A 13,432-nucleotide genomic window follows, 5' to 3' on the forward strand; every position below is an offset into this window, starting at 1 on the left:
CGTCCTCTTAACCCCCCGGAGACCTCCCCCACCGGTCCCCCCCCCCCCCCCCCCCCCCCCCCCCCCCCCCCCCCCCCCCCCCCCCCCCCCCCCCCCCCCCCCGCCGCGTGTCGTCACCGGTGGAGAACGCTGCGCAGGACGTCTCCGAGGACGGCGGCGGTGTCGGCGGGGGCCTCGTCGGTGCGCCAGGCCACGATGCCGTCGGGGCGGACGAAGCTGGCGCCGGACGTGCCGGTGCCGTACCGCGCGGGCACCCGGTCGTCCGGGTCGGCGAGGTCGGTCCCGATCCGGAACACCCTGACGGGGACGCCGAGTTCGGACGCGATCCGTTCGGCGGCGGGAGCCCAGGTGTCACCGGACTCACCGGCGATCAGGGTCCAGCCGTCGCCGAAGAGGTCGACGGTGGAGACGGGTTCGCCGTCGCGGAGGACCGGGACGTGCGGGCCGCGGAAGCCGGGGCGGCCGGTCGGCTCCAGCGGGTTCTCCACCCGGGCCGGTTCGTCGTCCTCGGCGAGGACGGCGGTGGAGCGGTACCGGAAGCCGAGGAGCGTCTCGGCGTAGCCCACCGACCGGTCCCACACGTCGGCCATGTGCGGGGCCATCCGCTCGGCGTAGATGGCCAGCGCCTCGGCGACGACGAGTTCGGCTGCGGTGCGCCGTTCCTGCTCGTAGGTGTCGAGGAGGCCGGGGCCGGCCTGGCCCTTCAGTACGGCGCCGAGCTTCCAGGCGAGGTCGAAGCCGTCGGCGACGGCCGCGTTGCCGCTCATGCCGCCGGTGGGCGGGGTGACCTTGGCGGCGTCGCCGACGAGGAACACCCGGTCGTCGCGCCACCGTTCGGCGATCCGGGCGGCCATCTCCCAGCCCTGGATGTCGATGATCTCCGGCTCCAGGGCCGGCGCCTCCAGGGCGAGCCGGATGAGCTCGGTGCACCGCTCCGGGGTGAAGTCGGCGGGCCCCTCCCCCTTCTCCTGGTCGTACTCGACGAAGAGGGTGTAGCGGTCGGGGCGGTCGGTGGGTCCGAAGGTGCCGGTGAACTCGGGGTGGTGGAGGTAGTACCAGCCGGTGGCGCCGGCCTCCAGCAGGCCGGTCAGGTCCGCGTCGAAGATGACGCCGACCATGAGGGCGAGGGTGCCGTGCCCGTACCGTCCGATGCCGAGGGACTCGCGGACGGCGCTGCGGTTGCCGTCGGCGGCGACGAGGTGACGGGCCCGCAGCTCGTAGCCGCCGTCGGGGCCCTCGAGGGTGGCCGTCACGCCGTCGTCGTCCTGCCGGAAGGAGACCAGCCGGGTGTCGAAACGGATGGCGCCGCCGTGCCGTTCGGCCTGGGACAGGAGGATCGGCTCCAGCTTGTCCTGGGAGAGCATGGCCCAGCCGGCCGGGGTGCAGGGGGCGGTGGCGGCGACCATGTCGTCGAAGCTCTCCGACACCACGCGGAAGGGTTCGCCGCGGACGGTACGGCCGATCCGGATGACGAAGTCGCCCTGCTCGCCCCGGATGTCGTCGGCCCGGGCGACCTCGTCGGCGACGCCGCCGATCCGCAGCAGCTCCATGGTCCGCGGGTTCTGCCCGGCGGCGCGCGGGTAGGGGGAGAGCCCGGGCCTCCGCTCGACCACGAGCACCCGGACGCCCTGCCGGGCCAGGAACATCGCCGTGGACAGGCCGCCGAGACCCGCACCCACCACCAGGACGTCGACCTCGTGGTCGTTCATGCCGCTCCTCTCGTGTCGTTCACTTCTCGTGCGCGGGCGGCGCCCGCTCCCCCGGTCATGTCCGGACGCCGACGAACAGGCCCCGCCCGGAGGGCTGTCCCGGCAGGTACTCGACCTGGAGCCCGGCCGCACGGAAGGCGGCCTCGTACTCCTCCCTGCTGAACAGCGAGATGACGTGCCGGTCGACGAAGTGCCGTACGCCGACGCCGGGTTCGGCGACGACGACGTGTACGTCCATGTGTGAGGCGCGGCCCCGGCGCGCGGAGTGCGAGACCCGGGAGACGGTCACGCCGTCGACGGTGACCACGTCGGCGGAGACGTAGCCGTCGAGGAAGGTCTCGTCGAACCACCAGGGGTCGACGACGGCCACCCCGCCGGACTCCAGGTGGCGGGCGAACATGCCAAGCGCCAGGCGCAGTTCGGTGGTGGACTCCATGTAGCCGATGGAGCCGAACATGCAGGTGACCACCGAGAACTCGGTGCCGAGCCGGAAGTCGCGCATGTCGCCCGGGTGGACCGTCGTCCCGGGCAGCGCCGCCCGGGCCGCGACGGCCATCGGCTCCGACAGCTCCAGCCCCTCGACGTGGTCGAACAGCTCGGCGAAGTGGCGCAGGTGACCGCCGGTGCCGCAGGCGACGTCGAGCAGCCGGGAGGCGTCCGGGCGGTGCCGGCGGGCGGCGGCGGCCACCGCCTCCGCCTCGACGCGGTAGTCCTTGCCGCGCTCCTGGTGCACCAGGTCGTAGACCTGGGCCAGGTCCCTTCCGTACATGGTGTGTCCCGCTCCCGTCGGTTCCGCCGCCCGCTCCCGCCCGGTCACCGGGCGGCGCGGGCGTGCGCGAGGAGGGCCGCGGCCAGCGGCTCGTGGACGGAGGACGGCAGGGCGTGGCCCATCCCGGGGATCTCGACCAGCCGGGCGGAGGGGATGAGGCCGGCGAGGTGCTTGCCGTGCGGCGGCGGGGCGATGGGGTCGCGCTCGGCCTGGATGACCAGGGTGGGCACGGTGACCCGGGACAGCTCGGCGGCCCGGGCGAGCGGCGGCAGGGTGAGCTGGTAGTGCGCGTACGGCTCGACGAGGGCGCCGCCGGCGTGGTCGACGGCCCGCTCCTCCCACAGCGCGTACTCGGCGTCGTCGAAGGGGACCGCGTCGCCGTTGAGGACGCGCCACTTGCGGACCCGCTTGTCGATCTCCTCGGCCCGGCCCTCGGCGGGCCGGGACATCAGCTCCAGGGCCTCCAGGAACGGCGGCTGCGGGCCGGGCAGCCCGTCGGCGGTGGGTTCGCCGCGCATGACGCGTTCGATGTTGCCGTCGAAGTCGACGTCGAGGCCGCCGCCGAGCATCAGGGCGAGGCTGAGGAGCCGGTCGTGGTGGTCGAGGGCCAGCACCTGGCAGATCGTCGCGCCCATGGAGAGCCCCAGGACGTGGGCCCGGTCCACTCCCCAGCCGTCGAGCACGGCTGCCGCGTCGGCGGCCATCTCGTCGAATCCGTAGGGGTGTTCGGCGAAGTCACGGGTGGTGGAGCGGCCGGTGTCCCGGTGGTCGTAGCGGATGACGTGCAGCCCGCCGTCGGCGAGCCTCCGGGTGAACTCGTCGGGCCAGCCGTACGCGGAGAGGTTGCCGCCCATGACCAGCAGCAGCGCGGGGTCGGCGGGGTCGCCGAAGTCGTCGCTCCACAGTTCGACGTCGCCGCTCGGGACGAGGCGTTCAGGCATGGCGGTGCTCCTCCTTGGCTGAGGGGGTCGGCGCGGGGGCGTGGACGAACTCGAGGATCGAGGAGTCGAAGGGCAGGGTGCGGGAGCCGCTGCCGCCCTCGGCGGCGAGGACGAGCCCGGCGTCGGCGGCGAGCCGGAGGACTTCGTCGCGGGTACGGACCCGGCCGCCCATGAAGACGAGCATCCGCAGGTCGAGCAGGGTCGAGAAGAAGCGGTCGGCGCCGTCGCCGGCGCGGTCGGCACGGTCGATGACGACGAGCCTGCCACCCGGCTCCAGGGCCTCGACGCAGCGGCGGAGCACGGCGAGCGCGTCCTCGTCCGACCAGTTGAGGAGGACGAAGGAGAGGACGACGGTGTCGGCGGTGACCGGCAGCGGGTCGAAGAAGCTGCCGTCGACGACCGCGAACCGTTCGCCGAGCCCGGCCTCGGCGAACCGGCGGCGGGCCCGCGCGGCCGGTCCCGGCAGTTCGACGAGGGTGCCGCGGACCTCCGGAGCGGTCCGCGCGACGGCGGCGAGCAGCGCGCCGTCGCCGCCTCCGACGTCGAGGACGTGCCGGGTGGCGGTCCAGTCGAGTGCGGCGGCCGGGGCGTCGTAGGCGAGGTCCTCGTCGCAGGACATCAGGGCGTCGAAGGAGTCGGCCAGCCCCCGCTCCGCTGAGAGGTCCTCCCAGAAGGGGCGGCCGAACCGGTCCTGGTAGGCGGGCCGGCCGGTACGGACCGCGCCGAGGAGTCCGGCGAAGGCGAGGTCGGCGCGGGCGATGGCCCCGTCCAGGTCGAGCCAGGCCCGCTGCTGGGCCGGGTGGTCGTCGGCGAGCAGGAGTCCGAGCCGGGTGGGCCGCAGCGTGCCGTCCTCGCCGTCGCCCTCCAGGACGCCGGTGACGACGAGGTGGCGGACGAGACGGGCGAGGGTCGGGACGTGGGTTCCGGTCCGGGCGGCCAGCAGGCCGATGGTGGTGGCGCCGTCCCGGAGGTGGTCGACGAGCCGGAGGGTGGCCGCGACCCGGACGGCCATCGGGGTGACCAGGTTTCCGAGCTGCTTGAGCAGGATGTCCAGGTCCTGGTCGGTGGGGCCCGGCGACGACGCGGACAGGGCCGTGCCGTCGGTGCGTCCGGTCTCCCGGGTCTGGCCGGCGGGGCCGGCGGGGGGCGTGCTGCTCACCGTGTTCCTTCCCTGCGTACGGAGGGTGCGGGGGCCGGGCGGGGTCAGGGCCGCCAGCCCTCCTCGGTCGGCCAGGGCTCGCCGAGCTGGCGGTAGGTGCCGAGGTAGTCGGGCCAGTCGCGGTGGTCGCGTATCTTTCCGTCCACGATCCGGATGAGGTGAATCTGCTCGCCGGAGAAGCGGCGGCCGGTGGCCGGCATTCCGACGAGTCCGCCGACCTGGCGGCCGTAGAGGGCGAGTTTGGCGCGAACCCAGCTGCCGTTCTCCTCGTACGAGATCTCCTCGAGGAACGCCTCCTCGGAGAAGGTGCGTTTGAGCCATGTGACGGCGAGGGCGAACGCCTCGGGGCCACGGAGCGTCGGCATGTGCTCCAGGGCGCCGGGGTTCAGATACTCGTCATGGATGAATTCGGCCACGTCCTCGACGTCTCCGGTGTTGTACGCGTTCACCATGCGGCGCACGATGTCGATGCCATCGGCCACGGCGGACCTCCTCGTCGGGAAAAGGGGCGGTGGCCCCATCCTGACTTCCCGGAACGCCCGCAACAATCCGATCCCGGGCTCGTCGACCGAAAGGGAAGCGGAATTCGAGCGGGCGCCGAGCACGGGTCGACTCCCGTTCCAGATCCAGTGGAGAAGGTGGTCGCATCGGGCTACCTCATCCGGAGAGGAACCATGGACGAGACGAAGTACAAAACAACGGTGACCGAGGCGTTCAACGAGGCGGCCGCCACCTATGACCAGATGGGTGTCGAATTCTTCACGCCCATGGGACGGCGGCTCGTGGAGCGGGTCGCACCGCGCCCGGGCGAGCGGATCCTCGACGTCGGCTGCGGCCGCGGCGCGGTGCTGTTCGCGGCCGCCGACCGGGTCGGCCCCTCAGGTCACGTGCTCGGCATCGACATCGCACCCGCGATGGTGGAGGCGGCCCGCGGGCGGGCCGCCTCGCTCGGCACCCGCCACGTCGAGGTGCGGGTCATGGACGGCGAGCACCCCGATCTCCCGCCGGCCTCGTTCGACGCGGTGACGGGCAGCTACAGCGTGATCTTCCTGCCGGACGCGCCGAAGGCGCTGGGGCGGTACGCGGCGCTGCTGCGCCCGGCCGGCCGGATCGCCTTCACCAGCCCGGTCTTCACGGACGACACCTTCCCGTTCCTGCCGCCGGTCTTCACCGAGCTGATCCCGGAGCGGCTGCTGCGCAACCTGCCGACGGAGTGGCAGCCGGAGGCGCTGAAACGCCGGTTCAACAGCTGGCTCGGGGACGGGGAGGAACTGACCGCCACGATGGTCCGGGCCGGTTTCGAGGACGTCGAGATCACCGACGAGCACGTCCAGTTGGCGGCCGCGGACGGCACGACGTGGGTGGACTGGTCGCACACCCAGGGAATGCGGCTGCTCTGGCAGCACTTGCCGGCGTACGAGAGCGCGCAGTTGCGGAAGCGGCTGATCACGGAGCTGGACCGGCTGCGGGGGGACGCTCCGCTGCGTCTGCCGACGCCGGTGCGGTTCGTGCTGGCCTCCGTCGGGGGCTGAGCGGCCCCTCGCGCGAACGCCCGTGGGGCCCGGTCCGCGCACGGACCGGGCCCCACGGGCTGTCAGTAGACGCGCGAGGCGCCCGCGGAGGACATGCGGACGATGTCACCGGTGGGCCGGCGCAGGCCGCCCTGGGCGTCGATCGGTTCCGCGTTGAGGATGGAGCGGTGCAGTTCCTGGGCGGCGAGCCCCGGCTCCAGGCCGAGGTGGTTGACGAGGTTGACCCGGAGCCGCTGGAACACTTCCAGGGCCTGGGCGCGCCGCCCGTTGAGGTACAGGGCGCGCATGTACTGCGCGTGCAGTCCCTCGTGGTACGGGTTGTCCGCGGTGAGCGCGGCCAGCTCCGTGAGGACCTCGCGGTACATGCCGAGTCTCAGCTGCGTGTCGACGAGGTACTCGAGGACGACGAGCCGGGACTCCTCGAACTGCTGGCGGCGCCCTTCGATGATGCGGCCGGCGGAGACGTCGACCAGGGCCGGTCCTCGCCAGACCTGGAGCGCGCTGGTGAGGGTGGCCAGGGCGGTCACGTCGTCCCCGGAGGACAGGGCGCGGCGTCCGTCCGCGACGAGCTCGTGGAAGCGGTGCACGTCCAGATCGTCCTGGCCGGGGCGGAAGAGGTAACCGCCGGAGCGGGTCACGAGCATCTCGGAGGCGACCTGCCGGGTGGTCAGTCCGGCGGCCGCGGCGAGCAGTTTGCGGAGATTGAGGATGTATGTCTGCAGGGTGGTCAGGCAACTCACGGGCGGATCCTCGTCCCATAGTTCCCGGATCAGCGACGAGACGGGCACGACCTGGTCGGCGTGTACGAGGAGCGTCGCCAGCACACTTCTCATCTTGGGTGCGCTCGGGGTGTGCGAGTCTGCGCCGACCTGTACGGACAGCGGCCCTAAGACACCTAGCTTCACGATGGTTCCCCCATGGGTCAGCTTTAGACAGTGCTTTCCAGGTTCTTTAACCTCTCGGGTCCCCCGAGCGTTCCCAGGAGTCCACGGAATGTGAACTTCTGGGACCGATCCGCGGTGTGGCACCTCACGACGGGACCTGGCGAAGGCCAGGGACTGCCGGCCGCGGTGGTCATGCCACGGCCAGCAGCCGGTTGACGGTCTCCAGGAAGGCGGCCGGCGTCCGCACCTCCGCCAGCTCCTCCTCCGGGATGTCCACCCGGTACTCCCGCGAGACACGGGCGGCGGTCTCCAGGAGGGCCAGGGAGTCGTACCCCAGCTCGGCGAACTCCACGTCGAGCGCACGTTCCGCTCCTGTTACGGATTCCTCATCCCCCGCACACTCGCGCAGGATCCCGAAGAGACGCTCGGCGGTCAGTTCCTTCGCCATCGTCCTACCTTCCCTCATGGTCGATCTGGCAATGGGCCGCAGCCACGCATCGAACCCTATGCAGAAACGGAAGCGGCAGACTCGAGAACCGATCGAGGACGCCGGACGGAAGTGCTTCAATCCCCCCTGACCTCGCACGACGGTCGACTCCGGGAAAACCTGCATTGTTTGCCGTAACTCCGCCGCCTAAGGTCTTCGAGAAGACCCCGGAAGAGGAGGAGTCATGAAAGGAATTGTCCTTGCAGGCGGCCACGGAAGCCGTTTGCATCCCATCACCCTTGCCGTTTCGAAACAATTACTTCCGGTGAATGACAAGCCGCTGATCTACTATCCGCTCTCGGCGCTCATGCTCGCCGACATCCGCGACATCCTGATCATCGCGCTGCCCGGCGACATTCCGCAGCTCCAGCGCCTGCTCGGTGACGGGAGCCAGCTGGGGCTCTCCCTCACCTATGCGCAGCAGCCGGTCCCCGAGGGGCTGGCGCAGGCGTTCCTCATCGGCGCCGACCACATCGGGGACGACGACGTCGCGCTCGTCCTCGGCGACAACATCTTCCACGGGAACGGCTTCTACGACCTGCTCGCCACCCACCGGCGGGGACTCGACGGCTGTGTCCTCTTCGGCTACCCGGTGACCGACCCCGAGCGGTACGGCGTCGGCGAGGTCGACGAGGAGGGGCGGCTGGTGTCGCTGGCCGAGAAGCCGGAGAAGCCCCGGTCCAACCTCGCCATCACCGGCCTCTACCTGTACAGCAACGACGTCGTGGAGATCGCCCGGCAGGTCCGCCCGTCGCCCCGCGGCGAGCTGGAGATCACCGACGTCAACCAGGTCTACCTGGACGCCGGGCGCGCCGAACTCGTGCCCTTCGGACGAGGGTTCGCCTGGCTCGACGCCGGCACACCGGAATCGCTGCTCCAGGCCGGCCAGTACGTGCAGACGATGGAGGACCGGCAGGGCGTGCGGATCGCCTGTCTGGAGGAGATCGCGCTGCGCATGGGCTTCATCGACGCGGAGGCGTGCCACCGGCTGGGCGCCCGGCTCTCCCGCTCCGGGTACGGCTCCTACGTGATGGCCGTGGCGGACGAGATGCGCTCCTGAACCGGACGTGCCGACAGGGCCCGGCGGCCGTGGCCGCCGGGCCCTGTCGCTGACCGCGGTCACCCCTCGTCGAGCAGCATGGACTGCTGCTCGTCGAGCGCGATCCCCTCGGCGGCCATGTTGGCCCGCAGGTGTCCTGGCGAGGAGGTGCCGGGAATGGGCATCATCACCGGCGAACGGTGCAGCAGCCAGGCGAGCGCCACCTGAGCCGGTGACGCGCCGGTCTCCGCGGCGACCCGGGCCAGGGCGCTGCCGGCGGCCGGGCGGGCGGCCCCGGCGAGCGGTTTCCAGGCGATGAAGCCGATTCCCTCCCGCTCGCAGTAGGCCAGCTCGGGGTCGTAACGGCGGTCGTCGAGGCCGTACTTGTTCTGGACGCTGACGATGGGGGCGACGGCACGGGCCCGTTCGATCTGCTCGACGGTCACCTCGGAGAGCCCGATGTGCCGGATCTTCCCCTCGTCCTGGAGCTGCTTGAGCGCCCCGACCTGGTCCTCCAGCGGGACCTGTGGGTCGACCCGGTGCAGCTGGAACAGCTCGACGCGTTCCAGACGCAGCCGGCGCAGGCTCAACTCGGCCTGCTGACGCAGGTAGTCGGGCTTGCCGAGGGCCCGCCACAGGTGCGGCCCCGGCCGGACCTCGCCCGCCTTGGTGGAGACGACGAGGCCGGGGGCGTACGGGTGGAGGGCCGCGGCGAGCAGTTCCTCGTTGGCGCCGAGCCCGTAGACGTCGGCGGTGTCGATGAAGGTCACGCCGAGCGCGACCGCCTCCCTCGCGACCTCCATCGCCTTCTCCGGTCTGGCCGGGGGTCCCCAGTGATGGGGGCCGGTCAGCCGCAGCGCGCCGAAGCCCAGGCGGCGGACGGTGAGGTCGCCGCCCAGGGTGAGGTGCGTGGCGACGGCTCGGCGTGACTCCACGAGCTCGTTTCCCTTCGTGCGGTGTTCGGGTGGGACGTCCGGGAGCGACGGTCAGGGCAGCCGGACGGAGAGCGGGTGACGGAAGACGTCCCGCGGGTCCCAGGCGGCCTTGACCCGCTGGAGCCTGGGGTAGTTGTCCTTGTAGTAGAGGGTCGTCCAGGGCACGCCGGAGGTGTTCCAGGCCGGGTCGGCGGTGTCGGTGTCCGGGTAGTTGATGTAGCAGCCGTCGTGGTCGGCGTTGGGCACGGGGACACCGCCGGTGTCCCCGAAGACGTCCCGGTACAGCTCGCGGATCCAGCGCAGGTGCAGGCCGTCCGTGGCCGGGTCCATCCAGGTCACCGAGAACCACGCCTTGAGGATCGAGTCGCGCTGCGGCAACGCGGTCGCGGCGGGGGGCACGGTGTTCAGCCGGCCGCCGTACGAGTAGAGGTCGACCGCCCCCCATCCCTCGAAGGCGGGGTCGGTCAGGTGGCGGTGCACGGTCGCGATCCGCTCGGCGGTCCAGGTCCGGCGCAGGTAGGCGCTCTTCGACTTGTGCCGGTCGTACCCGCCGGTGTCGAAGCGGGCGCCCAGCGTGGCCTGGAGCCACAGCTCGTCCTGGTGCTCGATCGCCGGCGTCAGGCCGCTGCCCTCGTTGACCGCCGCGACGAACCGGGCGATCAGATCGACCGCGTCGGAGCGGCCGCCGTCGAAGCGGGCCTCCATCGAGATCGAGCCGATGGCATGGGTGTTGAGGTGCAGGGTGCTGTAGAGGCTGGCGTAGCGCGGATCGGCGTGGTGCGCCTCGAACCAGCGGCTGTAGTTCTGCACGATCCGGGTGAAGCGGGCCAGGTCGAGGTCGGCCCACGACCAGGTGACGAAGGTGGTGCGGAGCCGGGTCGGCGGCTTCGGCAGAAGCGACTCGGGGTCGCTCCCCTGCGCGCCCGGCGACCGGAACAGGTAGCGGGTGACGATGCCGAAGTTGCCGCCGCCGCCCCCGGTATGAGCCCACCACAACTCCCGGTTCGGGTCGTCGGGTTCGCGGGTGGCGGTGACGACCCTGGCCTGGCCCGAGGCGTCCACGACGACGACCTCGACGCCGTACAGGTGGTCGACGACGGCGCCGTCGCGGCGGGTCAGCGGGCCGTACCCGCCGCCGGCGACGTGGCCTCCGGCCCCGACCTGCGGGCACACCCCGGCGGGCAGGGTGACGCCGTAGTCGTAGTGCAGGCTGCGGTACACCTCGGCGAGCGTGGCGGCCGGCTCGACGGCGAACGCCCTGTGCTCCCGGTCGAAGTGGACCGCGCGCATCGGCGAGGTGTCGATGAGCACCTGGACGTCACGGTGATCGGCGAAGTTCTCGAAGCAGTGGCCGCCACTGCGCACGGCGACCCTCTTGCCCTCCCGCACCGCGGCGGTCAGCACCTGGGCGATCTGCGCGGCCGAGTGCACCACGTGCACCCGGTCGGGCGCCCCGGTGAACCGTCCGTTGAACCCCCTGGCGACCAGCTCGTGGTACCGGGCGTCGCCCGCCCCCACGGTCGTGATCCGTGTCTCGGGCGGGCACGACGCGGGCCTGGGCGGCTTGGCGGTCTCCGCCTGCGCGCCCCCCGTCGCGGTGACGGTCGCGGCCCCCGCCGCTGCCGCGGTCAGGAACCCACGGCGGCTGAATCTCCCCACAACACTCCCCTTACGACGTACGGACATCGAGCAGGGGGAACCGGCGCGGTGGCCCCCCGAAGACAGGGCCCTCACCGCGCCGGCCCGCCCCACTCGGTGACGGAGGCTCCCCGGCCCTCCCGTCACCGCACGCCTACGACTCCCGAGGCTCCAGCAGCACGACGGGGATCCTCCGCTCGGTCTTCTTCCGGTAGCTCCTGTACTGCGGGAAGATCGCGGCCATCGCGTCCCACAGCCGGTCCCGCTCCTCCCCCTCGGCCTCCTTGGCGACGACCTCGTACACGTCGGCCGCCACCTGGATCCGGGCCCGCGGGTCGGCGAGCAGGTTCAGGTACCACTGCGGATTCCGGTCGGATCCTCCGTTGGACCCGACGACGACGAAGTTCCCGCCGTCCTCGCCGTAGATCAGTCCGGTCCGGCGCAGCACCCCGGACGTACGCCCCCGGGTGGTGAGCACGAGCGTCGGCTTCCCGTACCAGATGTGCCCCTTGGCCCCGTCGCTCGCCAGGTACCGCCGCACATGCGTGGCGACCCAGCTCGTCGAGCTGTCCAGCACCTCGTCCTGCCTGTCCATGCACTCACTCCGTCCGGTGGCGACCGCGCCCTCGCATACTACAGTTTGAGTATCACAGTTTGAGTATTTCCAGCCATCCCCACCACCGCTTCGACCGTTCCTCGACGCGGTCTCGACCGGAGAGATCGGAGGGCCTTTCAAGGGGCGCGGAAATCCGTGGACGGACCCGCGGAAGATCACGTACCGTGGCATCACGCCTTGAGACGAACGGAAGGAGGCGAGTGCCGTGCAGTCCACACCTTTCCAGCGCTCCCTCTTTCGCTGTCCCGGCGTGCTTCGTCAGTTCTGACCGGGGGCGCTCCAAGCAGCCTGTATCCCGGAGGAATCCATGACCGGTCCGGTCATCCGCGCGCTCTCCGCGAGCGATGCTCATCTCTTCGACACACTTCCCGACCCCCTGGGCGCCGGTGAAGCCCATCAGCGCACCCGGTTCCGCCCTGACTGGAAGCGCGTCGCCCTGCGCGACGGCAAGGTCGTCGCACGCGGCGCGTGGTGGGGCGGCCCCGACGACTCGGAGCCCGTGAACATCAACTGGTTCGACGTGGCCGAGGGCGAGGAGGAGGCCGGAGCCGAACTCCTGCGTTCAGCTCCTTGGCAGGTCGAACTCGAGATCAACCTGCCCGGCGGCTGGCGGGAAGAGACCAGCCTGCGCGCTGACGCCGAGGCCCGGTTCGCCGCCGCACGAGCCGCAGGGTACGAACTCCTGGTGGAACGCTTCCTGTACCGCTGGACCCCGGAGCGAGGTCTGCCCGAGCGGCCCGGACGCCTGTGTTTCAGCGCGGAACCCGACGACGCCGTGTTCTTCGACGCGTTGCGCCGCATCCACTCCGCCACCCTGGACGCCCACGCGCTCAGTGCGATGGAGGAGGGCGGCCTCGACCAGGCCGCCCAGGAGGAACTCGACTTCTTCCACTGGTGCCCCTCCCCACGGGAGTGGTGGCAGATCGCGCGCACCCCGGAGGGCGACCTGGCCGGCATCCACATCCCGGCCCACAACCCCTCCGGCCCGACCATCGGCTTCATCGGAGTCGTCCCGGAACAGCGCGGTCGCGGCTACGCCTACGACCTCCTCGCCGAGTGCACCCACCTTCTCGTCGAGCAGGGCGCGGAGTTCATCAGCGGAGCGACGGACCGGGCCAACTTCCCCATGGCCGGGAACTTCACCAAGGCGGGCTTCCCCGTCATCCGTGAACGCATCAACTTCCGCCCGGCGGGCCAGGCCGCCTAGCGGGGAGTAGCACGCGGTGAGCGGTCCGGGCCGAAGGCGGGCTCGGACCGCGAGGTCGGCGGGTCGTCACTTCATGGGAAGTGGTGTTGCGGCGGGCCTGGTGGGAGTCCGCACGAGGTCTCGCCAGTCGGCGGGCCAGTTGGCCAGCGCGAGGATGCCCATGATGACGAGGTGGGTCGGCGCGGCCCAGCTTTCCACCGGCGGGTCGTGGTTGACGATGTGGGTGGTGACCGCGCCGGTGAGCACGAACATCAGCGTCGTGGCGCCCAGGAAGCGGGTCCGCTTGTCGGGGATCACCAGCAGGACGGCGGCCACACCTTCCAGGGCACCGACCACGAAGCGCATCCAGGACGGGTACCCCCACTCGGCGAACTTCGCGGAGTACGCCGAGCTGAACATCGTGTCACCCGGCCAGTACTTGGTCACGGCGCCCAGCGCGAACTCGAAGGCCAGGAACCAGTACAGAGCGGTCATGAGGCGTTTCGACATCTTTGATCCTTCGGGAGGGGGGAGTTG

Annotated in this window: 14 protein-coding genes; 3 read left to right on the forward strand and 11 right to left on the reverse strand. The window is 71.5% G+C overall.

The features are described from left to right. Positions 1-113: 113 nt before the first annotated feature. From rdmE to ACZ7HT_RS25900, 5 genes are read right to left on the reverse strand one after another with little or no spacing between them, the layout of a single operon-like run. Positions 114-1,709: an aklavinone 12-hydroxylase RdmE gene (gene rdmE, locus ACZ7HT_RS25880; protein ID WP_471170292.1), complete on the reverse strand. Its 1,596-nt coding sequence runs from the start codon at positions 1,707-1,709 to the stop codon at positions 114-116. 55 nt (positions 1,710-1,764) lie between these two features. Then, complete coding sequence (locus ACZ7HT_RS25885; protein ID WP_471170295.1) at positions 1,765-2,478, reverse strand: class I SAM-dependent methyltransferase; 714 nt, start codon at positions 2,476-2,478, stop codon at positions 1,765-1,767. 44 nt (positions 2,479-2,522) lie between these two features. Continuing rightward, the gene (gene rdmC / locus ACZ7HT_RS25890) at positions 2,523-3,419 is read right to left on the reverse strand and encodes an anthracycline biosynthesis tailoring methylesterase RdmC (RefSeq protein WP_471170298.1); all 897 of its coding nucleotides are present in this window, start codon (positions 3,417-3,419) and stop codon (positions 2,523-2,525) included. Then, positions 3,412-4,578: a methyltransferase gene (locus ACZ7HT_RS25895; protein ID WP_471170301.1), complete on the reverse strand. Its 1,167-nt coding sequence runs from the start codon at positions 4,576-4,578 to the stop codon at positions 3,412-3,414. The genes rdmC and ACZ7HT_RS25895 overlap by 8 nt, the downstream gene beginning before the upstream one ends. Before the next feature lie 44 nt (positions 4,579-4,622). Further along, positions 4,623-5,060: a SnoaL/DnrD family polyketide biosynthesis methyl ester cyclase gene (locus ACZ7HT_RS25900; protein WP_471170304.1), complete on the reverse strand. Its 438-nt coding sequence runs from the start codon at positions 5,058-5,060 to the stop codon at positions 4,623-4,625. A gap of 192 nt (positions 5,061-5,252) precedes the next feature. Between ACZ7HT_RS25900 and ACZ7HT_RS25905 the strand changes: the two genes are divergently transcribed. Then, a complete protein-coding gene (locus ACZ7HT_RS25905; protein WP_471170307.1) occupies positions 5,253-6,110 on the forward strand; it encodes a class I SAM-dependent methyltransferase in 858 nt (285 codons plus the stop codon). Between the two features lie 62 nt (positions 6,111-6,172). Here the strand turns inward: ACZ7HT_RS25905 and ACZ7HT_RS25910 are convergent, their stop codons facing one another. Then, positions 6,173-6,943, reverse strand: a complete 771-nt coding sequence (locus tag ACZ7HT_RS25910) for an AfsR/SARP family transcriptional regulator (protein WP_471170310.1) — start codon at positions 6,941-6,943, stop codon at positions 6,173-6,175. Positions 6,944-7,184: 241 nt separating this feature from the next. Continuing rightward, complete coding sequence (locus tag ACZ7HT_RS25915) at positions 7,185-7,607, reverse strand: acyl carrier protein (protein ID WP_471170313.1); 423 nt, start codon at positions 7,605-7,607, stop codon at positions 7,185-7,187. A 58-nt stretch (positions 7,608-7,665) separates the two neighbouring features. On the opposite strand from ACZ7HT_RS25915, the gene rfbA reads away from it, so the two are divergent. Beyond that, on the forward strand, positions 7,666-8,541 hold the full coding sequence (gene rfbA, locus ACZ7HT_RS25920) for a glucose-1-phosphate thymidylyltransferase RfbA (protein WP_471170317.1): 876 nt from the start codon (positions 7,666-7,668) through the stop codon (positions 8,539-8,541). 59 nt (positions 8,542-8,600) lie between these two features. Here the strand turns inward: rfbA and ACZ7HT_RS25925 are convergent, their stop codons facing one another. From ACZ7HT_RS25925 to ACZ7HT_RS25935, 3 genes are all read right to left on the reverse strand, one after another. Further along, complete coding sequence (locus ACZ7HT_RS25925; RefSeq protein WP_471170319.1) at positions 8,601-9,455, reverse strand: aldo/keto reductase; 855 nt, start codon at positions 9,453-9,455, stop codon at positions 8,601-8,603. Positions 9,456-9,506: 51 nt separating this feature from the next. After that, positions 9,507-10,982, reverse strand: a complete 1,476-nt coding sequence (locus tag ACZ7HT_RS25930; RefSeq protein ID WP_471170373.1) for an FAD-binding oxidoreductase — start codon at positions 10,980-10,982, stop codon at positions 9,507-9,509. A gap of 265 nt (positions 10,983-11,247) precedes the next feature. Then, on the reverse strand, positions 11,248-11,688 hold the full coding sequence (locus tag ACZ7HT_RS25935) for a nitroreductase family deazaflavin-dependent oxidoreductase (RefSeq protein WP_471170322.1): 441 nt from the start codon (positions 11,686-11,688) through the stop codon (positions 11,248-11,250). A gap of 328 nt (positions 11,689-12,016) precedes the next feature. Between ACZ7HT_RS25935 and ACZ7HT_RS25940 the strand changes: the two genes are divergently transcribed. Beyond that, on the forward strand, positions 12,017-12,916 hold the full coding sequence (locus ACZ7HT_RS25940; protein WP_471170325.1) for a GNAT family N-acetyltransferase: 900 nt from the start codon (positions 12,017-12,019) through the stop codon (positions 12,914-12,916). A gap of 66 nt (positions 12,917-12,982) precedes the next feature. Here ACZ7HT_RS25940 and ACZ7HT_RS25945 read toward each other — a convergent pair whose 3' ends face one another. After that, positions 12,983-13,405 (reverse strand): DoxX family protein, encoded by a 423-nt coding sequence (locus ACZ7HT_RS25945; RefSeq protein ID WP_471170328.1) that lies wholly within the window; start codon positions 13,403-13,405, stop codon positions 12,983-12,985. Between the last annotated feature and the right edge of the window lie 27 nt (positions 13,406-13,432).

The sequence above is a fragment of the Streptomyces sp. NPDC037410 genome (genome assembly GCF_055602235.1).